The following is a 21,624-nucleotide window of genomic DNA, read 5'->3' on the forward strand; positions in this document are numbered from 1 at the left end:
TCCGGCCCGGTGCGTGGCCCGACCACGCGCACGACCGGTTTCCCAATCCGGGCGGGGGACCTTCCTGAGGGAGGCGCGGATGTTCGGACAGACCACCACACCCACACCACCACCGACCGAACGGGGCCTGGAGGACCTCGACGCGGCGGCTCTGGCGTACGCGGCGCGAATCGAGGGGTTGCCGCCGGAGCGACGGCAGGAGGCGCGGGACGATCTCGTCCGGTTCGCGCTGCCCTTCGCCGGCCGACTGGCCCGCCGCTACCGGGGCCGTGGGGAGCCGCTGGAGGACCTGGAGCAGGTGGCCCGCCTCGGCCTGGTCAACGCCGTCGACCGGTACGACCCGGAACGGGGCTCCTTCACCGCGTACGCGGCGATCACCATCGTCGGGGAGATCAAACGGCACTTCCGGGACCGCACCTGGGGCGTGCACGTGCCCCGTCGGCTGCGTGACCTGATCCTGGAGGTGGGGCAGGCGACCGCGGCGTTGACCAGCGAGTTGTCCCGGGCGCCGTCGGTCGCCGAGCTGGCCCAACGGCTGGAGACGCCGGAGGAGGAGATCCTCGCCGCCCTGGAGTCCGCCGCCGGCTACAGTCCGGCCTCGCTCAACGCCCCGGTCGGCGGGGAGAGCTCCGCCGAGTTCGGTGACCTGGTCGGCGAGTCGGACAACGCCCTGGAATCGGTCGACGACCGGGTCACTGTCAGCGGCCTGCTGCACCGGCTGCCCTGGCGGGAGCGGCGGATCCTGGCCATGCGCTTCTACGGCAACCAGACCCAGGCCGAGATCGCGGCCCGCTTCGGGATCTCCCAGATGCACGTCTCCCGGCTGCTGTCCCGGGCGCTGACCTGGCTCCGGCAGGCGATGCTCGCCGACGCCCCGCCGCCCTGGCAGAACGGCACGGCCGAGCCCGAGCGGACGAAGATGAAGATCTCGGTCAAGCAGAACGGCGACCGGGTGGTCGTCGAGGTGGGCGGTGAGGTCGACCGGGACGGCGCGAACCAACTCCGCAAGGCGATGCTGGAGGCGGTGACCGGGCAGCCCCGCGAGGTGGTCGTCGACCTGGTCGGCGCGGGCGGTTTCGACGCCGGCGGGATCGCCGCGCTGATGGCCGGCCGGGACGCCGCCGCCCGTACCGGGGTGCCGCTGCGGTTGACCCGGGTGCAGCCGTCGGTCCGCCGTTCGCTCGCCGCGGCCGGCCTGCCCGCGATCGACTGACCGGGCACGCCGCCGCTCGGCGCCGGCATTCCGACCTCGTACGCGAAACGGGCCGACGCCTCGCGGCGTCGGCCCGTCTCCCGGTGGCCCGGTCAGCGCTCCGGGGTGTCCTCGGGCCCGCGCGGGTGCCGCCACCGGTCGGGCTGCTCGCCGCGCTGCGCGCCCGGGGTGGGCTCCTCCGGCGCGTCGGTCTGCTCGAAGCTGGGCCGGCGAATCTCCTCCGGCTCCGGCACGTCGACCGGCCGGGCACCGGACTGCGGCGCCGGCTGGTACTCGACGGCCTCGCGGGCGCCGTGCGCGCCCTCGGCGGCCGGCGACTCCGGAACCTTCGGCACGTGGCGCAGTTCCTCGGCGAAGTGCTGCGGTGGCTTGGTGGTGCGCTGCGGCAGGTCACGGCCGAGGTCGGCGACGAGGGGGCCGTACTTGGCGTCGAAGGCCGGCCGCTCGGAGCGGATCCGCGGCATCCGGTCGAAGTTGCGCAGCGGGGGCGGGCAGGTGGTGGCCCACTCCAGCGAGTTACCGAAGCCCCAGGGGTCGTCCACGGTCACCATCGCCCCGTACCGCCAGGACTTCCAGACGTTGTACATGAAGAAGAGCGTGGAGGCGCCGAGGATGAACGAGCCGATCGTGGAAATCTCGTTCAACAGGGTGAAACCGTCGCTGGGCAGGTAGTCGGCGTACCGGCGGGGCATGCCCTCGGCGCCCAGCCAGTGCTGCACCAGGAACGTCGTGTGGAAGCCCACGAACATGGTCCAGAAGTGCATCTTGCCCAGCCGCTCGTCGAGGAGCCGCCCGGTCATCTTCGGGAACCAGAAGTAGACCCCGCCGAAGGCGGCGAACACGATCGTGCCGAAGAGCACGTAGTGGAAGTGCGCCACCACGAAGTAGGTGTCGGTCAGCTGGAAGTCGGCCGGCGGGCTGGCCAGCAGCACCCCGGTCAGCCCACCGAACAGGAAGGTGACCAGGAACCCGACGGCGAAGAGCATCGGGGTCTCGAAGGTGATCTGCCCCTTCCACATGGTGCCGATCCAGTTGAAGAACTTCACCCCGGTCGGCACCGCGATCAGATAACTGAGGATGCTGAAGAACGGCAGCAGCACCTGACCGGTGCCGAACATGTGGTGCGCCCACACGGTCATCGACAGTACGGTGATCGCGATGGTGGCGAGCACCAGACCGGTGTAGCCGAAGATCGGCTTGCGGGCGAAGACCGGGATGATCTCGGTGATGATGCCGAAGAACGGCAGCGCCACGATGTAGACCTCGGGGTGCCCGAAGAACCAGAACAGGTGCTGCCACAGCATCGGCCCACCGGTGGTGGGATCGTAGACGTGCGAGTGCAGGAGCCGGTCCGCGCCGAGGGCGAGCAGCGCGGCGGCCAGCAGCGGGAAGACCAGGATCACCAGGACGCTGGTGAGCAGTATGTTCCAGGTGAAGATCGGCATCCGGAACATGGTCATGCCGGGGGCGCGCAGGGTCACGATGGTGGTGATCATGTTGACCGCGCCGAGGATCGTGCCGAGACCCGAGATGACCAGGCCGACGACCCACATGTTCCCGCCGATCCCGGGGCTGTGCTGCCAGTTGCTCAGCGGGGTGTAGGCGAACCAGCCGAAGTCGGCGGCGCCGCCCGGCGCGATGAAGCCACCGAGCACCAGCGATCCGCCGAAGAGGTACAGCCAGTACGCGAACGCGTTCAGTCGCGGGAACGACACGTCCGCCGCGCCGATCTGCAGCGGGACGATGTAGTTGCCGAAGGCGAACACCAGGGGGGTGGCGAAGAGCAGCAGCATGATGGTGCCGTGCATGGTGAACGCCTGGTTGTACTGCTCGGGGGAGAGGAACTGCATGCCCGGTTCGCCCAGTTCGGCCCGCATCAGCAGCGCGAGCACCCCGCCGACCAGGAAGAAGATGAACGCGGTGGCGAGGTAGAGCAGGCCGATCTGCTTGGCGTCGGTCGTACCGAGCAGCTTGATCAGCTTGTTGCCCTTGACCACCTCCCGGACCGGGCCGGGATATCCGCCGAAGTGGGCCGGCGCGAGGATCGCGGGCCCGCGGTCCCGTGGCGGTTCCGTGACTACCCGCTTGGGCATAGCTCTCACCCCGTCGTGGTGACAGAAAGGGACGGGCACGCCTACCCGTGCCTCTGCCCATAAAACCAGGCGAGAGCGGTGAATTCGGTCAGTTCGTCGGTAGTGGGTCGCGGACGGTGAGCAGACCGAGCGCGATCATCGCGATGCCGAGCCCGAAGTGCAGCCAGTTGTCGGCCAGGTTGACCGGGATGAAGTTCGCGGCGCTGCCCCGGTTGATCACCAGCCCGTAGAGCCAGAGCACGAGGTAGATCGCCCCACCGCCGACGAGAAAGGTGCGCGAGCCGGAGAGCGTCCGGGACATCGCCAGCCCGGCGACGCCGAAGATCAGGTGTACGAGGTTGTGCAGCACGGAGACCTGGAACGTGCCGAACAGCTTCGCGCCCGACTCGTGCCCGGCCCAGTACAGCTCGTGGAAGTGGCTGGTGACCCCCGGAAGGAAGCCGAGCACCCCGACGACCAGGAAGACCACGCCGACGCTCGCGGACGCCCGGCGTGCCGGGGCGCGGCCGTCGGCCGGATTGCGCCGCCCACGCGAGTGCGCCGTCGCGTTCGTCATGCTGGTCTCCTCACCTGACCCAGGGCCGCGCGGCATTCCCGGCGTTGCCGACGGCAAACGCGGCCGCCCGGCCGCGCCACCGGTCCTGCGTCAGCTGCCCGGCACCGGTGAGCCGTGACATCACGCCCGGCGAGTCGCTACTCTCCGTCTACATTCCCCCTGGTGCGACCGAAGGGGCCGAGAGTGACTTTGCTCTGCAGCCACGGGCGCAACGGTCACGTACGGCTACTGCTGCGTATGTGGCTGCAGAGCAAAGGCGGATGAAGGAGGTTTCCGCGCGGCCGGCTGCTTGACGGGTTTCTGCTGGTCAAACGGCTGAGGCGGCAGGAGCCCGCGCGGGGGATGTATTCGGTGTCATCACGCGGAGTGATGGCGGCCCTTCCGCCGGCGACTGTCACCCACAGTTATCAGAAGGCTGTCAACCGGCAGTGGGCGCGCCGAACGTCGGCACCACCGGCTCAGGTCGGCAGCAGCGGTGGCGCGGCAAGTTGGCGGACCCGCTCGTAGCGGGCCACGTACTTCTCGGCCATCGCGGCCGGGGTGAACCGCGCGGCGGCCTCGCGCCGGCACTCGTCCGGGTCGAGCAGGCCGGCGGCCAGCACCAGGTCGCCGAGCTCCTCCTCGTCGATGGTGAGCAGGCCGGTGCGGCCCGGCTCGATCAGCTCCGGCAGGCAGCCGCGGGCGACGGCCACCACCGGGGTGCCGAGGGCGAGCGCCTCGACCACGGCCGTACCGCCCGGCTCCTCCCAGCGCAACGGGAAGAGGGCGGCGCGTGCCCCGGCGAGCAGGTCGTCCCGCTCCCGGCCGGCGACCGTGCCGACCCAGCGGACCAGGTCGCCGTCGACGTACGGGGCGACGTGGTCGTAAAAGAAGCGCACATCCGGGTTCTGCCGGGCGTCGTCGCCCGCCGCGGCCAGGTCCTGCGGCCGGTGGTACGGCCCGACCGGGCCGGCGAGCACCAGCGGGAAGCCGACCTGCCGGGCCAGCCGGGCGCCCAGGTCCTGCCCCTTGCCTGGGTTGATCCGGCCCAGGATGACCGTGTGGTCGCCCTTTGCCACGGCGGGCCGACGGTCGGCGTCGACCGCCAACGGCGTGGACAGGTGCACGTGCCCGACCGAGTGCTCCCGCAGGGCGCGGGGCGCCCGGGCCAGCTGCGACGCGGAGACGCCGTTGACCCGTAACCGGTCGCCGCCGTCGAGGTTGCCGTACAGCTCCGGGTGTTTGGCCAGGTCCCAGTGCAGGGTGTGCAGCACCGGCGGCCCGTCCGGCCCCATCGCGGCCATGGTGGCCAGCCCCACCGCCTCCACGTGGTCGTGCACCAGGTCGATGTCGTCGCGGGTGCGCAGCGCCCGCACCACCCCGTTGAGGTGCGCCTGGGACACCCCGCAGACCTGGTTGTACGGGCGCTGCAGGGCGTGGAACTGCCCGTCCGGGAAGACCGAGATCTTTTCGTCGACCGGCAGCGTGCTGGTCTCCACCGAGGCGAGCACCACCCGTACGCCGAGTCTGCGCAGCTCCGGGACCAGGGTGGCGACCACGTTCTCGATCCCGCCGTAACCCGGCGGCGGCACGGACAGCCAGGGACCCGCGTTCATCAGGACGGTGAGGCTCATCGCGCCGGTTCCTTTCCGATCGGGTCACGCCGCGACCCGCCGCCTGGGCAACCGGTGCCGAAGCTGCGCCAGCGGTGGGCGCTCCTCGATCGAGACGTCGGTGATCACGATCTCCCGCTCCAGGTTGGGCAGCACCTCTGAGCCGCCGCGCCGGAACTGGGTCAGCAGCGCGGTCGGCACGGCGGCCGGGCTCGCCCAGCCCCGCCGCTGCAACCGGGCCCAGACGGCGAGCAGGATCTGGGCGGACATCCGCCCCAGCGCCGCGGTGTCCTGGTGCCGGTGCTTGCGCTCACCCAGGTCCACCTGGGCGAGGGCGTCCAGCCCGACCAGCTCCAGCAGGTCGATGAGCATGGCCGTCTCCACGCCGTACCCGGAGACGAACGGCACCTGCTCCAGCACGTCGCGGCGGCCGGCGTACTCGCCGGCCAGCGGCTGTACGAAGCCGGCCAGCTCGGGCCAGAACAGGTTGAGCAGCGGGCGGGCCATCAGCTCGGTCACCCGTCCGCCGCCGTCGGCCTCCACCCCGGTCACCCCGACCAGTGGCCGGTGGTAGAAGCCCTTGACGAAGTCGACCGACGGGTCGGTCAGCAGCGGGCCGACCAGCCCGGTGACGAAGTGCGGCCGGAACTCGCGCAGGTCGGCGTCGATGAACGCGACCACGTCGCCCTCGGCCGCCGCCAGCCCGGCCCAGAGCGCGTCCCCCTTGCCGGCCAGCCGGGGCAGCCCGTGGGTCATCGCGTCCTGGCTGACCACCTCGGCGCCGGCCGCCCGGGCGACCTGGGCCGTCCGGTCGGTGGAGCGGGAGTCCACCACGAGCAACTGGTCCACCAGCGGGACCCGGTCCATCAGGTGCTCCCGGATTGTCGACACGATCGCGCCGACGGTGGCCTCCTCGTTGCACGCCGGCAGCACCACGCTGACCCGGCTGTCGCCCTTGGCCCGCAGCAGCCGCCGCGCCGGCCAGTCCTCGGCCGACGTGGTGCGGTACGTGGCCCACGCCTCCACCACGGGTGACACGATCGTTTCCGAAGCCCGCACTGGCACACCCCCAGGTCGTGGAAGCGGGACGAGGTTTTCCCCTCGATCGCCCCGCGCTAACCGGATCATGCCTGACAGCTTGCCCCCCACCCGCGCGCCGGCGGGTTCCCCACCGGTGAACGTTTGATCGCGGGTCCACCCGGGGAGAGCTGACGGAGCTCTTCGGATGCCACGGCGAGAGGGACGAGGCCATGCGCACGTGCCGGGTGGGACTGGTGGGAGCCGGCGGGGTGGCGCGACGCCACGCCCGGGTGCTGACCGGATTCGACGACGTGGAGCTGCTCGGGGTGACCGACGTCGCCCCGGACGCGGCGCGGGAGCTGGCCGAGGCGCACGGCGGCCGGGCCTTCGCCGACGCGGCGGAACTGCTCGCCGCGGGCCCGGACGCGGTGTACGTGTGCGTGCCGCCGTTCGCGCACGGACCGATCGAGGAACTGGTGATCGAGGCCGGCGTGCCGATGTTCGTGGAGAAGCCGGTGGCGGTGGACCTGGAGACCGCGGAGCGGATCGCCGCGCTGGTGCAGCGGCGGCGGCTGCTCACCGCGGTCGGCCACCACTGGCGCTATCTGCACGTGGTGCGGCAGGCCCGGGAGCTGCTGGCCGACCGCCCGGTGCGGATGGTCAACGGCGCCTGGCTGGACCGGGTGCCCCCGGTGCCCTGGTGGGCCCGGCACGACGGCTCCGGCGGCCCGGTCGTCGAGCAGGCCGCGCACGTGCTGGACCTGGTCCGACTGTTGGCCGGCGAGGTGACCGAGGTGATCGCGTACGGCGACGGCAGCCCGCCACCGGTGGCGGACGCCGACATCGACTCGGTCACCGCGGCCACCCTGCGCTTCGCCACCGGCGCGGTCGGCACCCTCGCCGCGGCCTGCGTGCTCACCTGGAAGCACCGGGCCGGCGTGGAGATCCTCGCCGACGGGCTGGCGCTGTCGTTGGCCGAGGACGGCCTGCTGATCCGCGACGCCGACGGCGAGCGGCAGCTGCCCGCCGACCCGGACGGCGCCCGGGTGGCCGTCGACCGGGCCTTCGTCGACGCGGTCCGGGGCGTCGGTGACGACGTGCGGGTCCCGTACGCCGAGGCGCTGCGCACCCAGCGGCTCGCCGTCGCGGTGGCCGAGTCGGCGCGGACCGGACGCGCCGTGGCGCTGCCCACCGGGCCGGCCGCCCGGCTCACCGCGCCGGTCGCCGACGCGGCACCGACCCCGCCGGAGGCCGAGGCGACCCTGCCAGGGGCCGAGCCGACCCTGCCGGGGGTGACCATCGATGCGTGACCGGGTGGTGGTGGTCAGCGGCCCGGGCACGGTCGAGCTGGTCGAGCAGCCGGCGGCCGAGCCGCGCGAGGGCACCTTCCGGGTGGCGACCCTGTTCAGCGGCGTCTCCGCCGGCACCGAGCTGAGCTACGTCAAGGGCACCAACCCATACCTCAACGTCACCTGGAACGCCGATCTCGGCCTGTTCCAGCCCGGCCCGGCGAGCGCCCCGTACCCGGTGACCCGGCTCGGCTACATGCAGGTCGGCCGGGTGGTGGAGAGCCGTACCGCGGCGATCGCGGTGGGCGCGGTGGCCGCGATGACGTACGGCCACCGCAGCGGGTACGTGGCCGACCCGCTCGCTGAGCGCTTCGTCGCGCTCCCCGACGACCTCGACCCGCTGCTCGGCGTCTACGTCGCGCACATGGGCCCGATCTGCGCGAACGGCCTGCTGCACGCCGCCGCCGACCTGTGCGGCACCGACGTACGCTCGCTCGGCGACGGCGTGCGCGGCCGGCGGGTGGCGGTGGTCGGCGCCGGGGTGGTGGCCCTGCTCACCGCGCTCTTCGCCCGGCGGCACGGCGCCGCCTCCGTGGTGGTGCTCGACCCCACCCCGGCCCGGCGAGAGGTGGCCGAGGCGCTCGGCCTGGAGACGCTCGACCCGGCGGCGGACGACCCGGCGGCGGTGCTCAAGACCCGCTGGCACCACGCCACCGGCGACCGGGGCGCCGACGTGGTCTTCCAGTGCCGGGGCCAGGCCTGGGCGCTGCGGCTCGCGCTGCGCCTGCTGCGCCCCCAGGGCACCGTGATCGACCTGGCCTTCTACCAGTCCGGCGCGGACGAGGTCCGGTTCGGGGAGGAGTTCCATCACAACGGGCTGTCGCTGCGCTGCGCGCAGATCGGGCGGGTGCCGCGGGGGCTCGCCCCGACCTGGGACCGGGAGCGGCTGTCCGCGGAGACCATCGAGCTGCTGCGGCAGTACGGGGACCTGATCCGCGCGCACCTCGTCTCGGCGGTGGTGCCGCTGGCGGAGGCGCCGACGCTGCTGACCGACCTGGCGCAGCGCCGCCGCCAGGAGCTGCAGGTGGTCTTCACCGCCTGAAAGCCCCACTGCGGGCGACACCACCGCCGGGCGGGGGTCACAACCGGCTCCGGTTCGCGTACCGTTGCCGCTCATGGGTGTGTCGCAACGGTTGAAGAGCAGGTTCCGCCGGTTCCTCCAGCGCCCGGGGACGACGGTCGACCTGGCTCCGCTGGAGAAGCTGCTGCCGGCCGTCGAGGTCCGCGAGGCGGAGCTGGAGAAGCTCACCGACGCCGAGCTGACCGAGGCCGCCGGGCAGGCCGAGGGTTACGAGGAGATCTGCGCGATCGGCCGTGAGGCGGCCCGCCGCGGCCTCGACCAGCGGCCGTACGACGTCCAGCTGCTCGGCGCCATGGCCCTGCTCTCCGGCAAGGTGGCCGAGATGGCCACCGGTGAGGGCAAGACGCTCACCGCGACCATCGCCGCGTACGGGCACGTCCGGATGGGCAACGGTCCGGTGCACGTGCTCACCGTCAACGACTACCTGGCCCGTCGCGACGCCGAGTGGATGGCCCCGGTCTACCGGCTGCTCGGGCTCACCGTCGGTTGGGTCAACGAGGCTTCCACGCCGGACGAGCGCCGCGAAGCTTACGCCTGTGACGTCACCTACGTCTCGGTCAGCGAGGCCGGCTTCGACTTCCTCCGCGACCAGCTCGCCACCGACCTCGCCGACCGGGTCCAACCGGCGCTGAAGACCGCCATCGTCGACGAGGCCGACTCGATCCTCATCGACGAGGCCCGGGTGCCGATGGTGCTGGCCGGCGCGGTGCCCGGGGAGCAGGACCCGGTGCACGCGGCCGCGGCGCTGGTCCGCGGCCTGCGCAAGGGCAAGCACTACACGATCGCCGAGGACGGGCGCAGCGTGGCCTTCACCTCGGCCGGCCTGGCCACCGTCGAGGCCAAGCTCGGCGACATCGACCTGTACGACGAGGAGCACGTCGGGCAGCTGTCCGCGGTCAACGTGGCGCTGCACGCGCACGCCCTGCTGCACCGCGACGTCGACTACATCGTCCGGGACGGCTCGGTCGAGTTGATCGACGAGATGCGCGGCCGGGTCGCCCAGCGCCGTCGCTGGCCGGACGGGCTGCAGGCCGCGGTGGAGGCCAAGGAGGGCCTGGACGCCAGCGCCGAGGGCGAGGTGCTGGGCACCGTCGCCGTGCAGGCGTTCATCGCGCTTTACCCGAAGATCTGCGGGATGACCGCGACCGCGGTGCTCGTCGGCGACCAGCTGCGCGAGTTCTTCGGCCTCGAGGTGGCGGTGATCCCGCCGAACACCCCGTGCATCCGTGAGGACGAGCCGGACCGGATCTACGCCACCCGCGCCGAGAAGGAGGAGGCGCTGATCGACGAGATCAAGCGCTGCCACGAGGCGGGTCGCCCGGTGCTGGTCGGCACCCTCGACGTGAAGGAGTCGGAGGGCCTGGCGGCCGGGCTGCACGCGGCCGGGGTGCCGTGCGTGGTCCTCAACGCCAAGAACGACGACGAGGAGGCGGCGATCATCGCCGAGGCCGGCGCGTACGGCGCGGTGACCGTCTCCACCCAGATGGCCGGCCGGGGTGTCGACATCCGCCTCGGCGGCAGCGACCAGGCCGACCGGGAGCGGGTGGCCGACCTTGGCGGCCTCTACGTGATGGGCAGCGGCCGGCACGACAGCCGTCGGGTCGACGACCAGATCCGCGGCCGGGCCGGCCGGCAGGGCGACCCCGGTGGCTCGGCGTTCTTCGTCAGCCTCGAGGACGACCTGGTCGTCCGGCACGCCGGCGACACCGTCCCGGCCTCGCCCCGGATGAACGCCGACGGCCTGGTCACCGACCCCCAGGTCGACTACGCGGTGGAGCACGCCCAGCGGGTCGCCGAGGGCGTCAACCACGAGATCCACCGCAACACCTGGCGGTACAGCGTGGTGATCGAGCAGCAGCGCAAGGCCCTCGCCGAGCGCCGCGAGCGGCTGCTCACCAGCGACATCGCCGCGCTGATGCTGCTGGAGCGGTGCCCGGACAAGGCCGGCGAGATGGACGAGGACCTGCTCGCCGACGTGGCCCGCAAGATCGCGCTCTACCACCTGGACCGGCTCTGGGCCGAGCACCTGGCCGAGCTGTCGGAGGTGCGCGAGGGCGTGCACCTGCGGGCGCTGGGCCGGCTCGACCCGCTGGACGAGTTCCACCGCAGCGCCGTGCCGGCGTTCAACGCGCTCGTCCCCGAGATCGAGGCGCGGACCATCGCCACCTTCGAGGAGACCGAGTTCGACGAGGGCTGGGAGCCGGACGCCGCGAAGCTGGTCCGGCCGAGCGCCACCTGGACGTACCTGGTGCACGACAACCCGTTCGGCTCGGAACTGGACCGGCTGATCGCCTCGGTGGGCCGGCGACTGATCTCCGGGTCGCGCTGACCTCAGGCAAAGGGGTCCCTTCCGACAGGCGCACGCGCCCGAAGGGACCCCTTTGCACTGTTTCGAACCTGGTTTGCGAGGGTAGTACGCCGAGGCTTCGAGTCAGGGGGAGAGCAGCGGATGGCACAGGCAATGGCGCCGGACGGGTACATCGCGCGGTCGTATGTGGGGGTGGCGGAGGCCGTGGCCCGGTGAACCTCGACACGCGGGAGCCCCTCTTCGACATGCTCGGGGTGCTGGAGACCGCCGCGCTGCTGCGCGAGCTGACCGCCGGCCTCATCGCCGTCGGCGACTTCGACGAGGCGTTGACCCGACTGGTCCGCATCGCGCGGGACGCCGTACCCGGGGTCGACTGCTGTGGCTTCACCGCCCTGCGGGCCGGTGAGCCCGTCGGGGTGGCGGCCTCGGACGTCGGCCGGGCCGAGCTGGACGATCTCCGGGACGGTCCCGACACGCCGGCGATGACCGCCATCCGCCGCCGCGAAATGATCACCGCGCCCGACCTGGACCGGGAGGCGCGTTGGCCGGTGTGGGCCGACCGGGCCCGCGGGCTCGGCGTGCGCGGGGTGATCTCCGCGCCGGTCGACGTGGACGAGCAGGTGATCGGCGCGATCAACCTGTACGCCGAGTCCGCCGACGAGCTCGCCACCCGGCACCAGCTCACCGCGATGCTCCTCGCCGAGCACGCCGGGCTGCTCCTCGCCGCCGTCCGGGACCGGGAGCGGCAGGCCGCCCGGGCCGATCAGCTCGACTCGGCGCTGCTGGCGGAGGGGGTGGTCGGGCAGGCCGTCGGCGTGATCATGACCCAGCGCGGCTGCCCGGCGCCGGAGGCCCTCGATGTGCTCCGCACCGCCGCGTCCTCGCTGGACATCCCGCTGCGCGAGGTGGCCGAGCGGTTGGTCCTCACCGTCTCCCGGCCCCGGGACAACTGAGCGACAGTCGTTTCTCCCCGGTGGCCGCCGGGTAGCACCCTGGACTGGTGAGCCGCGCCGACCCGGGGAGGGACCGATGGAGAGCCGACTGCGGGTGCAGGGGCAGCCCATTCAACCGATGCTCGTGACGTTCCCGTTCGGGCTCTTCGTCAGCGCCGCGGTCTTCGACCTGGCCGACGTCGCCGGCGGTCCGGCGTTCCTCGGCGAGGTGGGCTACTGGAGCGCGGTCGCCGCCCTGGTCGCCGCCGCGCTCGCCACCGTCGCCGGCATGGTCGACCTGTGGGACGTGCGCCCTGACCGGACCCGCCGTACCGCAGTCACCTGCAGTCTGGTCAACGCCGCGATGGCGGCGCTGTTCCTGCTCACCTGCCTGGCCCGGGCGCAGGCGCCGCAGCGCGGCGCGACCGGCCTCGAGTTGGCCACCGAACTGCTCGCGCTGGCCGTCGGGTCGGTCGGCGTGTGGCTCGGCGCCCGGCTCATGCGGCAGTTCGACGGGGGGCGGGCCACCGAGCCGGCCAGCCTGGAGGCACTCGTCGACGTCCCCGCGTCCACCGTGGAGATCACGCGGTGAAATCTGTTTGCCGCACCGCGGATCGACGGGCAGAGTCGGCTCGTGAGTGCGAACCGGGACGTCGAGGAGTTGATCGCCGAGGGCGCTGGGGTGCCGGTCGAGGGCTGGGATTTCTCCTGGTTCGCCGGGCGGGCCACCGAGGAGCGGCCGCCCTGGGGATATGCCCGCCTGGTCGGCGCCCGGATGGCCACCGTCGACGCCGCGCTGGACATCGACACCGGCGGGGGAGAGGTGCTCGCCGAGGTGCCCGCCCCGCCGCCGCTGCTGGTCGCCACCGAGGCCTGGCCGCCGAACGTCGCGGTGGCCCGCCGTACGCTCCGCCGGGTCGGCGCCACCGTCGTCCAGGTGGCGGAGCGGGCGCCGCTGCCGTTCCGGGACGCCACGTTCGATTTGGTGGTCAGCCGGCACCCGGTGGACACGCCGTGGGACGAGATCGCCCGGGTGCTACGCCCCGGCGGCAGCTACCTGTCCCAGCAGATCGGCCCCGGCACGGTGCGGGAGCTGAGCGAGGCCATCCTCGGCCCGCTCCCACCGCCGGCCAACCGTCACCCGGAGCAGGCGGTCGCCGCCGCCGAGGCCGCCGGGCTGACCGTCGTGGACCTGCGTACGGCCACCCTGCGCACGGTGTTCCACGACATCGCCGCGGTGGTCTGCTTCCTGCGCAAGGTGATCTGGACGGTGCCCGGCTTCACCGTCGAGCGCCACCACGCGGAGTTGCGCCGCATGCACGACCGCATCCGCGCCGAGGGCCCCTTCGTCGCCCACGCCCAACGCTTCCTCATCGAAGCCCACCACCCCTAACCACGCCCACCCCCACCCCCCACCCCAGCGGTGCCGGCGGTGATCAAGGAGTTTGCGTCGGAGTCGATCTTCAATCCGACGCAAACTCCTTGATCAACGAGGCGAGGCCTGGGGGGTGGGGTGAGTCAGTGGGGGTTGGTGGCGTGGTGGGTGGCGAGGAGGTCGGCGCCGAAGTCGCTGGTTGGGCGGCGGAGCACGGTGTGCGCATGGTTGCCGTCGTCGGTGGTGTTGTCGTACTCGATCAGCAGGTCGTCGCCCTGGATCCGGTAGTAGTGCCGCTGCCCCGGGCCGGTCGGGCCGGCCCAGGCGAAGTGCAGCTCCCCGCCGTCGAGCCGGCCCGCCTCGCGGGCGGCCAGCTCCGGCGGAAGCCGGTCCAGGTAGAGCGCGACGAGCTGGTCGAGCAGTGCCCGCCCACTGGGGGCGAGCCGGTCCCGGGGCGCGCCGAGCGGGTCGAGCCGGCCGGGGGCGGTGGGCCGGGTGGCGCTGATGATGTCGGCCGGCGCCTCGTCGGCGATGATCGCGGCGGCCCGCCCGGCCGGCCCGAGCGCGTCGAGCAGCTCGCGGGCCAGGTCCTCCTCGGGGCCGAGCGGCCGGGACACGGTGCGGCCGGCGTGCCGGACGGTGGCCGGGTTGGCGCCGAGGAAGAGCGGGGCGGGGGAGACTTGGTCGTCGACCACGGTCATGCTCACCGACAGGTGGTGTCCCTCGAACCGCCATCCCCACCGGTCGTCGCGGGCCGGGTCGCCGAAGACGGCCACCCAGTAGTCGCCGCCGTGCCGGCCGCGCCGCCAGCCCTCCGTCCGGTCGAGCACCTCCTCCAGCGCGACGACCGTCATGGCCTGGGCGTACGCGGCCGGGCTGAGCGCCGTGGCGAGCAGCCGGTGGGCGGCCTTGCGGGCGGTGACGTCCAGGTCGGCGAGGCTGACCCCGGGCCGGGGTCGGGGCCGGTACTCCAGCCACCGGCGGGCGGCGTCGTCGTCGAAGTCGTGCCGGGCCCGCTGCCGGGCCGGCTCGTCGAGCGCCGCCAGCAGCGCGCCGGCCGCCGTACGCATCTGCTCGGGTATGGGATCTTCCACCGCATCTGTATACCGCGCGGGCCGGCTGCCCGGCCGGCCCGCCCTGATAGCTTGCCGAGCCGGTGCGCACGGGCCGGTGTGGAAGGGACGGACGGAATGGACGACCGGGTGTACGTCGGCAACGCGGCCGTGGACGGGGCGGCCGACGCGGGTTGGCTGCTCGGTCATTTCAAACCGCCCGGCGACGTCCGGCACAGCACCGAGGTCGAGGTGAAGTGGGGCGCGCACCCGGCCGGGGAGGCCCGCTCGGCGTGGGCGACGGGTGAACGGCGTACCGCCCTGCTGGTGCTGATCAGCGGCGCGTTCCGGGTTGAGCTGCCGGATCGGACGGTGGTGCTGCGCGAGCCGGGCGACTACGTGGTGTGGGGCCGGGACGTGGACCACTCCTGGTACGCCGAGCGGGAGTCGGTGGTGCTCACCGTGCGCTGGCCCTCGGTGCCCGGCTACCGGGTGGATCCGCCGGTTCGGCGCTGACCAGTGGCCGACCCGCACCTGCGTCGTCCCAGCAGTCGGTATTACCTATTAAACCGATAGGGTTTATAGCCTATGCTGAGGATCGCCTGTCGCTTCCGCCGTCGTGAGGACGATCCGCCGATGACCCGCACCGACCTGCTCGCCGTCGCCGCCCGCTGGGCCGACCCCACTGGCTGGCCGGTGCGGCTGCGCTTCAACCGGCCCGAACGGTGGTACGCGCGCCTGGCCGCCGACGACGAGCACGAGGTGTGGGCGCTGAGTTGGCTGCCCGGGCAGGGCACCGACCTGCACGACCACGGCGGCTCCGAGGGCGCCTTCCTGGTCGTCACCGGCACCCTCACCGAGGAGACGGTCAGCGGCGGCCGGCTGCGCCCGCATCGGCTTGCCGCCGGCGCCGGCCGGCGCTTCGGGGCCCGCCACGTGCACCTCGTGACCAACCGCGGCGGCCGGCCCGCGGTCAGCGTGCACGCCTACCGGCCGGCGCTGCGCCGGATGACCCGATACCGCCTCGTCGCCGGGCAACTCCTGGTGGCCGAGGTGGCCGAGGCCGGGCTCGCCTGGTGAGCCCTGCCCCTGTTCGCCGCCGTACGAGAGGATGACGATGCCCCAGACGCCGACCGAGCGCTGTCCGGTCCCGCCGCCCGGCTCGCAGGGGATCGACGAGATCCTCGCCGCCGCCCGCGCCCGGCTGCGCCGCCTCGACCCCGAGCAGGCGCACCTCGCGTGCCGGCGCGGGGCCCTGCTGGTCGACATCCGGCCCGCCGGCCAGCGCGCCGCGCACGGCACCGTTCCCGGCGCCCTCGCCGTGGAGCGCAACGTCCTGGAGTGGCGCTTCGACCCGCGCTGCCCGGCCCGGCTGCCCCAGGCCGTCGACTACGACGTGCCAGTGGTGGTTCTCTGCCAGGAGGGCTACACGTCCTCACTGGCCGCCGCCGCGCTGCAGGACCTCGGCCTGCACCGGGCCACCGACGTGGCCGGCGGGTTCGCCGCCTGGCACATCGCCGGGCTGCCCACCCTCGGCCCCACCACGCCGCTGCGACCCTCGTCCGCCGCGCACCCGGTCAACGCCGGCCGGGCGCCCCGCTGACCGCCCCACCGCATCCGGTGGGGCGGGCGCGACCGTCAGCCCAGGAGGATCCATGTCCGTCATCGCCCTCTCCACCCGAGCGCACCGGCCCGGCCGCCCCGACCGGGCCGGGTCGCCCCTCCGCACGCCGACCCTGACCATCACCCTCGACCTGGCCGCCGCCGCGGCGACACCCGGCTTGGACCGTCTGGTCGACGTGCTCGACGAACTCGCCGCGTCCGGCGCGCGGGTGCTGCGGCCCGAGGGGCACGAGGCCACCCGCACGGTGCCCGACCCGCGCCCGGCCCCGAGGGTCGCACCGGTCGAGGAGCCCGCCACCGTACGCATCCTGGCCGGCACCCGGGTGGTCCGCCGCGGTGACGAGCGGATCCCGCTGACCCGGATCGAGTACGACCTGCTGCTGTTCCTCGTCGAGCATCCCCGGCAGGTGTTCACCCGGCGGCAACTGCTCGCCAACGTCTGGGGATACGAGCACCCGGTGGCGCGCACGGTGGACGTCCACGTGCGCCGGTTGCGGGCCAAGCTCGGCTCCGGCGGGCCGCTGGTGACCACCGTCTACGGGGTCGGCTACCGGCTCGCCGACGAGGCGCGGATCGTGGTCGACCACGAGTCCTGAGCGGACCCTTTCGCCACGCGGCGTACCCGGCTGCCGGGTACGCCGCGCGCACGTGTCCCAGCCGGTGATGAATCAGGCGGGGACCCCCCGTAACGGGGCATCTCGTCGCTCTGCTGTAATCATGTGGCCTCGTACGCAGAGCGAGCGCGTGGCTCCGGTGTGTGCGTCAATTGTCACATTCATGCAACGTAGCCGCCCCTTGACCCTCGCCTGGGCGCCGGGAAGCATCGATGGAGCGGCGTCCCGGGGCCGTGGGGAAAACCCGGACCAGCCAAGGAGCAGCATGTCGGTCAGCCCCGCCTCGTCGCGCGCCGGATGGCATACGTCCCAACCCGCGGTTCCCGGTCGTCCCCCCGGCGGCCAGCGTCGCCCCATCGGTTCCACGCCGGTGCTCACGGTCACCCTGGACATCCCGCTGGCCGGTGACGAGCCGCTGAGCCCGGCCGCCCACCGGCTGTTGGAGGCCGCCCGCGAGCTGCTGGAACGGGGCGACGCCGTGATCACCAACGGGGGCGGTCCGGCGGAGCGGCGGCCCGACCCGGTGCCGGCCGGGCGGTCCCCGGCGCGGCCCCTCGCGCCGACCATCCCGCCCCTGCACATCCTGGCCGCGTCCCGGTCCGTGCTGCGCGACGGTGAGCCGCTGCCGCTCACCCGGCTGGAGTTCGACCTGCTGCTGCACCTGGTCGCCCACCCCCGTCGGGTGTTCACCCGGTTGCAGCTGCTCAACGCCGTCTGGGGCTATGAGCACGCCGGCGTCCGCACCGTCGATGTGCACGTGCGCCGGCTGCGCGGCAAGGTCGGCGTGGACGTTCCGCTGGTCACCACCGTCTACGGCGTCGGCTACCGGCTCGCCGACGACGCTCTCGTCACGATCGACCGCACCGGCTGACCCGTTCCACCACGCCCACCAGGAATGCCCGCCGACGCCCCGACGGGTCGCCGACCTCGGGACCGGGCACGATGGTCGGGTGCGCGTCCGTCCGATCACCCCCGAGCGACTCATCGCCGAGCTGACCGATCGGCTCGCCAGCGTCGCCGTACCCGGCCGGCTGCGGGTTGCCGTCGACGGCCCGCCGGTCGCCGACCCGGACGCGCTCGCCGCCGCCCTGGTCGATCCGCTGCGCGCCGTGGGGCGTCCGGTGCTGCACGTCCGGGCCGCCGACTTCCTCCGGCCCGCCTCGGTCCGGCTCGAACACGGCCGGACCAATCCCGACGCGTACTACGCGGGCTGGCTCGACGAGGCCGGGCTGCGCCGGGAGGTGCTCGACCCGGCCGCTTCCGACGGGTCGGGGCGGCTGCTGCCCTCGCTCTGGGACGCCGCCGCCGACCGGGCCAGCCGGGCGGCGTACGTCGAACTGCCGCCCGGCGGGGTGGTGCTGGTCAGCGGGGCGCTGCTGCTCGGCGGCGGGCTGTCGTTCGACGTCACCGTGCACCTGGAGCTCTCCCCGGCCGCACTGGACCGGCGGACCGACCCGGGGCTGCGCTGGACCCTGCCGGCCTTCGCCCGGTACGTCGACGAGGTCGCCCCCGCCTCCTTCGCCGACGTGGTGGTCCGGGCCGACGACCCACGCCACCCGGCCCTGGTCGAGGCCGGCTGACCCGACCCCGCGATCCGACACCCGGCGGGTCCGACGCCGTCCGGGGCCGATCGGGGCCGACTCGGCACGGACCGGCTCGGTCAACTGCGCACGAACGCGGTGGAAGAACGCGTAAATCCCCGGTTTGATCCTCGCAGGGGGCGGGTAATCGCCCGGCTCACAGAGCACGGGTGATCCCGCCCGTGCATTTCATCGGACCACGTCCGGGGCGCTCGTCGCCCCGGATCGGCATGAGGCGCCAGGAGAGGCAGGCAGCGATGCTCGTCCATGACACGACAGTCCAGGGCCGCTCCCCGGCGGAGGTCGACCAGATCCGGCAGTCCCTGCGGTCGCGGTACGACGAGCTGACCGCGGAATACGAGCAGGCCGTGCTGCAGAGTCAGGTGCTCCGCCTGGTCGAGATCGGCGACACGGCCGGCGATGACCAGGCCGACAGCGGCACCAAGACCGCCGAGCGGGACACCGCCCAGTCCCTGCTGCGCAGCATCCTGGACCGGCGTGCCCAGTTCGAGCACGCGCTCACCCGGCTCGACGAGGGCACGTACGGCTTCTGCGAGGGCTGCTCCGCGCCGATCCCGGTGGAGCGGCTGGAGATCTTCCCGTCCGCCACGTCCTGTGTGTCCTGCAAGCAGACGCGGGAGCGGCGGGCGGCCTGAGCGGTTGCCGGCCGGTGGCGGGCCTTGATCGGCGGACGGCTGACGGCGGAATCACCCGCACCGGGTGAGGCCGGCTCACCCGGCGCTCGGCCAGTCTGGACGGTGTGTGCGGTCCGTCGAGTGACGCGACCGTGAGGCCGACAGGAGGTGGGCCATGACGGTGCGGGTCGTAGCGGATCAACGCCGCGGCGGGGTGCTGCACGTGGTCGGAAGGTCCGACCCGCCTCGGCGGGGCACACGGCCCGGTCGGTTCAGCCCGACCCGGCTGTGGCGGGGGCCCAGCGGGCCGCCGCGACGCACCGACGATCGACGCTGGGAAACCGACGCACGGGGGTGGGCAGATGGCTGAGCAGCTGATTTCCGCGTTCGAGTCCTCGCTGGACAAGACGAACGTGATCCTCAAGGAGATCGAGCAGGCGTACGGCTGGCCAAAGGAGCAACGCAACCAGTCCTACGCGGCGCTGCGCACGGTGCTGCACCTGCTCCGGGACCGGATGCCGGTGCAGGAGAGCTCCGAGTTCGCCCAGCAGTTGCCGGTGCTGCTGCGCGGCATCTACTTCGACGGCTGGCAGCCGGAGAACGTGCCGATCAAGCTGAACCGCGACGACTTTCTCTACGAGGTCCGCCAGGGCTTCCCGTACGACGTGGAGGGCGGCCCGCAGCGGGTGGTGCAGGTGGTGCTCGACACCCTGCGCCGGCACGTCAACCAGGGCGAGTGGCAGGACGTGAAGTCGTCCATGCCGCAGGATCTCAGCCGGATGATTCCCTGACCGGCGCCGCCACGGCCCGCCCCGCCACCCGGTGGGGCGGGCCGGGTGCGTCCGCTGACGGGGCCGGCGAACCGTCTGTTTCGTCGGGCCTTGGCGTTTACCGTGGGTTAGAGAAGATCGCGCGTGGGGTACCACCCGTCGCACAAGGAACCCCGGCGGACGACGGGGCGGCACACCGAGGGAGCACCGATGGCACTCAACGACGACGACATGCGGACCAGCGGCGGCGGCGCGGAGGGGCCCGCCGACGGTGGCGCCACCCCGGGCCAGCGGGACGGTGGCGCGGACGGCGGCGCCGACCGCGGCGCGGAGCGGGGAGCCGACCGCGGCGCCGACCGGGGTGCCGAGGGGCCGGCCGACGGTGGGGCGACCCCGGGCAAGCAGGACGGCGGCGCGGACGGCGGCGCCGAGGGACCGGCCGACGGCGGAGCCACACCCGGCCAGCGCGACGGTGGCGCTGACGGCAGCGCCCGCTGACGGATCGCCGTGACACACTTCGACCCGCCGGGCGGCGACGGCCGCCCGGCGGTTCCGTCTTCCGCCACCGCTGCCCTCGCCCGCTGCGTGGCCGTCGACCCGGCCAAGTTCGCCGCCGACCACTGGGGACGCGCTCCGCTGCTGTCCCGCGCAGCCGAACTGCCCAACCCGGACGGGTTCACCGACCTGTTCGGCCCCGCCGACGCCGACGAGCTGCTCAGCCGGCGCGGTCTGCGTACCCCGTTCCTGCGGGTGGCCAAGGACGGCGAGCTGGTGCCGGCGGCGCGCTACACCGGCGGTGGTGGCGCGGGCGCCGAGATCGGTGATCAGGTCCTCGACGAGCAGATCCTCCAGCTGTACGCCGATGGCGCCACCCTGGTCCTGCAGGGCCTGCACCGTACCTGGCCGGCGCTGGTCGACCTCGCCCGCGACCTGACCGCCGCGCTGGCCCAGCCCACCCAGGTCAACGCCTACCTGACCCCGGCCGGCAGCCAGGGCTTCGCCACCCACTACGACACCCACGACGTCTTCGTGCTCCAGGTCGACGGCCGCAAGCACTGGCGGATCCACCCGCCCGTGCTGCCCGACCCGCTGGAGCGGCAGCCCTGGGGCGGGCGGGCCGACGAGGTCCGCGCCACCGCCGAGGGCCGGCCCGCGCTGGACGTGGTGCTCGCCCCGGGCGACGCGCTCTACCTGCCCCGGGGCTGGCTGCACAGCGCCCAGGCGCAGGACTCCAGCTCGCTGCACCTGACCGTGGGCATCCGGGCGCTGACCCGGTACGCCCTGGTCGAGGAGCTGCTGGCGCTCGCCGCCGACGACCCCCGGCTGCGCTCCGGGCTGCCCTTCGGTGTGGACGTGGCCGACCCGGAGGCCATCGAACCCGAGCTGACCGAGACGGTGGAGGCGCTGCGCGACTGGCTGTTGCGGGCCGACCCGACCGCTGTGGCGGCCCGGTTGCGGGACCGGGCCTGGCCGGCCGCCCGGCCGGCGCCCATCCGGCCCCTGGCCCAGGCGGCCGCGCTGACCGCGCTGACCGCGGACAGCCGGGTCACCCCACGTGAGGGCCTACGCTGGCACCTCAGCCCGACCGGGAACGACGGCCGGGTGGCGCTGTGCCTGTTCGACCGCACCATCACCCTGCCGGGCACCTGCGAGCCGGCGCTGCGCGCCGTGCTCGCCGGCGAGGTGACCCGGGTCGGCGACCTGCCCGGCCTCGACGACGACGCCGACCGCCTGGTCCTAACCCGCCGCCTCCTCAAGGAAGCCGTCCTCACCCCCACCCAATGACACAAGTCGATCATGCAAGTGTTGCCGTCAGGCCGCCGTGTCGCGA

General features: G+C 73.4%; 22 protein-coding genes. 17 read left to right on the plus strand and 5 right to left on the minus strand.

Annotated features, from left to right (window positions below; translation table 11 throughout):
- Positions 1-79: 79 nt before the first annotated feature.
- Positions 80-1,213, plus strand: coding sequence for a SigB/SigF/SigG family RNA polymerase sigma factor (locus tag AB0C02_RS16735; RefSeq protein WP_357548994.1), 1,134 nt, complete (start codon positions 80-82; stop codon positions 1,211-1,213).
- Positions 1,214-1,305: 92 nt separating this feature from the next.
- On the opposite strand, the gene ctaD is transcribed toward AB0C02_RS16735, so the two are convergent.
- From ctaD to AB0C02_RS16755, 4 genes are all read right to left on the minus strand, one after another.
- Positions 1,306-3,306 (minus strand): cytochrome c oxidase subunit I, encoded by a 2,001-nt coding sequence (ctaD, locus tag AB0C02_RS16740; protein ID WP_357548996.1) that lies wholly within the window; start codon positions 3,304-3,306, stop codon positions 1,306-1,308.
- Between the two features lie 88 nt (positions 3,307-3,394).
- A complete protein-coding gene (locus AB0C02_RS16745) occupies positions 3,395-3,862 on the minus strand; it encodes a DUF4383 domain-containing protein (RefSeq protein ID WP_357548997.1) in 468 nt (155 codons plus the stop codon).
- 458 nt (positions 3,863-4,320) lie between these two features.
- Positions 4,321-5,475 carry a glycosyltransferase gene (locus AB0C02_RS16750; protein WP_357548999.1) on the minus strand — a complete coding sequence of 385 codons (1,155 nt, stop codon included), beginning with the start codon at positions 5,473-5,475 and terminating at the stop codon, positions 4,321-4,323.
- A gap of 24 nt (positions 5,476-5,499) precedes the next feature.
- Positions 5,500-6,480: a glucosyl-3-phosphoglycerate synthase gene (locus AB0C02_RS16755; protein ID WP_357549075.1), complete on the minus strand. Its 981-nt coding sequence runs from the start codon at positions 6,478-6,480 to the stop codon at positions 5,500-5,502.
- A gap of 224 nt (positions 6,481-6,704) precedes the next feature.
- Here AB0C02_RS16755 and AB0C02_RS16760 point away from each other — a divergent pair, with 224 nt between their 5' ends.
- The 6 genes from AB0C02_RS16760 to AB0C02_RS16785 all read left to right on the plus strand — a co-directional run bounded on the left by AB0C02_RS16760 (position 6,705) and on the right by AB0C02_RS16785 (position 13,537).
- Positions 6,705-7,784 carry a Gfo/Idh/MocA family oxidoreductase gene (locus AB0C02_RS16760; protein ID WP_357549002.1) on the plus strand — a complete coding sequence of 360 codons (1,080 nt, stop codon included), beginning with the start codon at positions 6,705-6,707 and terminating at the stop codon, positions 7,782-7,784.
- On the plus strand, positions 7,777-8,865 hold the full coding sequence (locus AB0C02_RS16765) for a zinc-binding alcohol dehydrogenase (RefSeq protein WP_357549003.1): 1,089 nt from the start codon (positions 7,777-7,779) through the stop codon (positions 8,863-8,865). The genes AB0C02_RS16760 and AB0C02_RS16765 overlap by 8 nt, the downstream gene beginning before the upstream one ends.
- 73 nt (positions 8,866-8,938) lie before the next feature.
- A complete protein-coding gene (gene secA2 / locus AB0C02_RS16770) occupies positions 8,939-11,233 on the plus strand; it encodes an accessory Sec system translocase SecA2 (protein WP_357549006.1) in 2,295 nt (764 codons plus the stop codon).
- Between the two features lie 191 nt (positions 11,234-11,424).
- On the plus strand, positions 11,425-12,165 hold the full coding sequence (locus AB0C02_RS16775) for a GAF and ANTAR domain-containing protein (protein WP_357549008.1): 741 nt from the start codon (positions 11,425-11,427) through the stop codon (positions 12,163-12,165).
- Positions 12,166-12,241: 76 nt separating this feature from the next.
- The gene (locus AB0C02_RS16780) at positions 12,242-12,736 is read left to right on the plus strand and encodes a DUF2231 domain-containing protein (RefSeq protein WP_357549011.1); all 495 of its coding nucleotides are present in this window, start codon (positions 12,242-12,244) and stop codon (positions 12,734-12,736) included.
- Between the two features lie 42 nt (positions 12,737-12,778).
- Positions 12,779-13,537, plus strand: a complete 759-nt coding sequence (locus tag AB0C02_RS16785) for a class I SAM-dependent methyltransferase (RefSeq protein WP_357549014.1) — start codon at positions 12,779-12,781, stop codon at positions 13,535-13,537.
- A gap of 125 nt (positions 13,538-13,662) precedes the next feature.
- On the opposite strand, the gene AB0C02_RS16790 is transcribed toward AB0C02_RS16785, so the two are convergent.
- Complete coding sequence (locus tag AB0C02_RS16790) at positions 13,663-14,613, minus strand: DUF3500 domain-containing protein (protein ID WP_357549015.1); 951 nt, start codon at positions 14,611-14,613, stop codon at positions 13,663-13,665.
- 96 nt (positions 14,614-14,709) lie between these two features.
- Between AB0C02_RS16790 and AB0C02_RS16795 the strand changes: the two genes are divergently transcribed.
- The 10 genes from AB0C02_RS16795 (at position 14,710) to AB0C02_RS16840 (ending at position 21,578) form a co-directional block, all read left to right on the plus strand.
- Positions 14,710-15,087, plus strand: coding sequence for a signal peptidase I (locus AB0C02_RS16795; RefSeq protein ID WP_357549016.1), 378 nt, complete (start codon positions 14,710-14,712; stop codon positions 15,085-15,087).
- Positions 15,088-15,207: 120 nt separating this feature from the next.
- On the plus strand, positions 15,208-15,651 hold the full coding sequence (locus tag AB0C02_RS16800) for a cysteine dioxygenase family protein (RefSeq protein WP_357549018.1): 444 nt from the start codon (positions 15,208-15,210) through the stop codon (positions 15,649-15,651).
- A gap of 37 nt (positions 15,652-15,688) precedes the next feature.
- On the plus strand, positions 15,689-16,174 hold the full coding sequence (locus tag AB0C02_RS16805) for a rhodanese-like domain-containing protein (protein WP_357549022.1): 486 nt from the start codon (positions 15,689-15,691) through the stop codon (positions 16,172-16,174).
- A gap of 52 nt (positions 16,175-16,226) precedes the next feature.
- Positions 16,227-16,790 carry a winged helix-turn-helix domain-containing protein gene (locus tag AB0C02_RS16810; protein WP_357549024.1) on the plus strand — a complete coding sequence of 188 codons (564 nt, stop codon included), beginning with the start codon at positions 16,227-16,229 and terminating at the stop codon, positions 16,788-16,790.
- 283 nt (positions 16,791-17,073) lie between these two features.
- Positions 17,074-17,679: a winged helix-turn-helix domain-containing protein gene (locus AB0C02_RS16815; protein ID WP_357549026.1), complete on the plus strand. Its 606-nt coding sequence runs from the start codon at positions 17,074-17,076 to the stop codon at positions 17,677-17,679.
- A gap of 79 nt (positions 17,680-17,758) precedes the next feature.
- Positions 17,759-18,388 carry a uridine kinase gene (locus AB0C02_RS16820; RefSeq protein WP_357549028.1) on the plus strand — a complete coding sequence of 210 codons (630 nt, stop codon included), beginning with the start codon at positions 17,759-17,761 and terminating at the stop codon, positions 18,386-18,388.
- Positions 18,389-18,645: 257 nt separating this feature from the next.
- Positions 18,646-19,044, plus strand: a complete 399-nt coding sequence (locus AB0C02_RS16825) for a TraR/DksA C4-type zinc finger protein (protein WP_357549030.1) — start codon at positions 18,646-18,648, stop codon at positions 19,042-19,044.
- Between the two features lie 341 nt (positions 19,045-19,385).
- Positions 19,386-19,814, plus strand: coding sequence for a DUF2267 domain-containing protein (locus AB0C02_RS16830; RefSeq protein ID WP_357549032.1), 429 nt, complete (start codon positions 19,386-19,388; stop codon positions 19,812-19,814).
- Between the two features lie 189 nt (positions 19,815-20,003).
- Positions 20,004-20,291 carry a hypothetical protein gene (locus AB0C02_RS16835; RefSeq protein WP_357549034.1) on the plus strand — a complete coding sequence of 96 codons (288 nt, stop codon included), beginning with the start codon at positions 20,004-20,006 and terminating at the stop codon, positions 20,289-20,291.
- 9 nt (positions 20,292-20,300) lie between these two features.
- Positions 20,301-21,578, plus strand: coding sequence for a cupin domain-containing protein (locus tag AB0C02_RS16840; protein ID WP_357549039.1), 1,278 nt, complete (start codon positions 20,301-20,303; stop codon positions 21,576-21,578).
- Positions 21,579-21,624: the final 46 nt, after the last annotated feature.

The organism is Micromonospora sp. NPDC048999 (assembly GCF_040649295.1).
In the GTDB taxonomy this organism is placed as follows: Bacteria; Actinomycetota; Actinomycetes; order Mycobacteriales; family Micromonosporaceae; genus Micromonospora.

What these genes read in the sequence shown, in the direction of transcription:
- AB0C02_RS16735 (WP_357548994.1), top strand. Translation starts at nt 80, where the DNA reads ATGTTCGGACAGACCACCACACCCACACCACCACCGACCGAACGGGGC.
- ctaD (WP_357548996.1), bottom strand. Translation starts at nt 3,306, where the DNA reads ATGCCCAAGCGGGTAGTCACGGAACCGCCACGGGACCGCGGGCCCGCG.
- AB0C02_RS16745 (WP_357548997.1), bottom strand. Translation starts at nt 3,862, where the DNA reads ATGACGAACGCGACGGCGCACTCGCGTGGGCGGCGCAATCCGGCCGAC.
- AB0C02_RS16750 (WP_357548999.1), bottom strand. Translation starts at nt 5,475, where the DNA reads ATGAGCCTCACCGTCCTGATGAACGCGGGTCCCTGGCTGTCCGTGCCG.
- AB0C02_RS16760 (WP_357549002.1), top strand. Translation starts at nt 6,705, where the DNA reads ATGCGCACGTGCCGGGTGGGACTGGTGGGAGCCGGCGGGGTGGCGCGA.
- AB0C02_RS16765 (WP_357549003.1), top strand. Translation starts at nt 7,777, where the DNA reads ATGCGTGACCGGGTGGTGGTGGTCAGCGGCCCGGGCACGGTCGAGCTG.
- secA2 (WP_357549006.1), top strand. Translation starts at nt 8,939, where the DNA reads ATGGGTGTGTCGCAACGGTTGAAGAGCAGGTTCCGCCGGTTCCTCCAG.
- AB0C02_RS16780 (WP_357549011.1), top strand. Translation starts at nt 12,242, where the DNA reads ATGGAGAGCCGACTGCGGGTGCAGGGGCAGCCCATTCAACCGATGCTC.
- AB0C02_RS16795 (WP_357549016.1), top strand. Translation starts at nt 14,710, where the DNA reads ATGGACGACCGGGTGTACGTCGGCAACGCGGCCGTGGACGGGGCGGCC.
- AB0C02_RS16800 (WP_357549018.1), top strand. Translation starts at nt 15,208, where the DNA reads ATGACCCGCACCGACCTGCTCGCCGTCGCCGCCCGCTGGGCCGACCCC.
- AB0C02_RS16805 (WP_357549022.1), top strand. Translation starts at nt 15,689, where the DNA reads ATGCCCCAGACGCCGACCGAGCGCTGTCCGGTCCCGCCGCCCGGCTCG.
- AB0C02_RS16810 (WP_357549024.1), top strand. Translation starts at nt 16,227, where the DNA reads ATGTCCGTCATCGCCCTCTCCACCCGAGCGCACCGGCCCGGCCGCCCC.
- AB0C02_RS16815 (WP_357549026.1), top strand. Translation starts at nt 17,074, where the DNA reads ATGTCGGTCAGCCCCGCCTCGTCGCGCGCCGGATGGCATACGTCCCAA.
- AB0C02_RS16825 (WP_357549030.1), top strand. Translation starts at nt 18,646, where the DNA reads ATGCTCGTCCATGACACGACAGTCCAGGGCCGCTCCCCGGCGGAGGTC.
- AB0C02_RS16830 (WP_357549032.1), top strand. Translation starts at nt 19,386, where the DNA reads ATGGCTGAGCAGCTGATTTCCGCGTTCGAGTCCTCGCTGGACAAGACG.
- AB0C02_RS16835 (WP_357549034.1), top strand. Translation starts at nt 20,004, where the DNA reads ATGGCACTCAACGACGACGACATGCGGACCAGCGGCGGCGGCGCGGAG.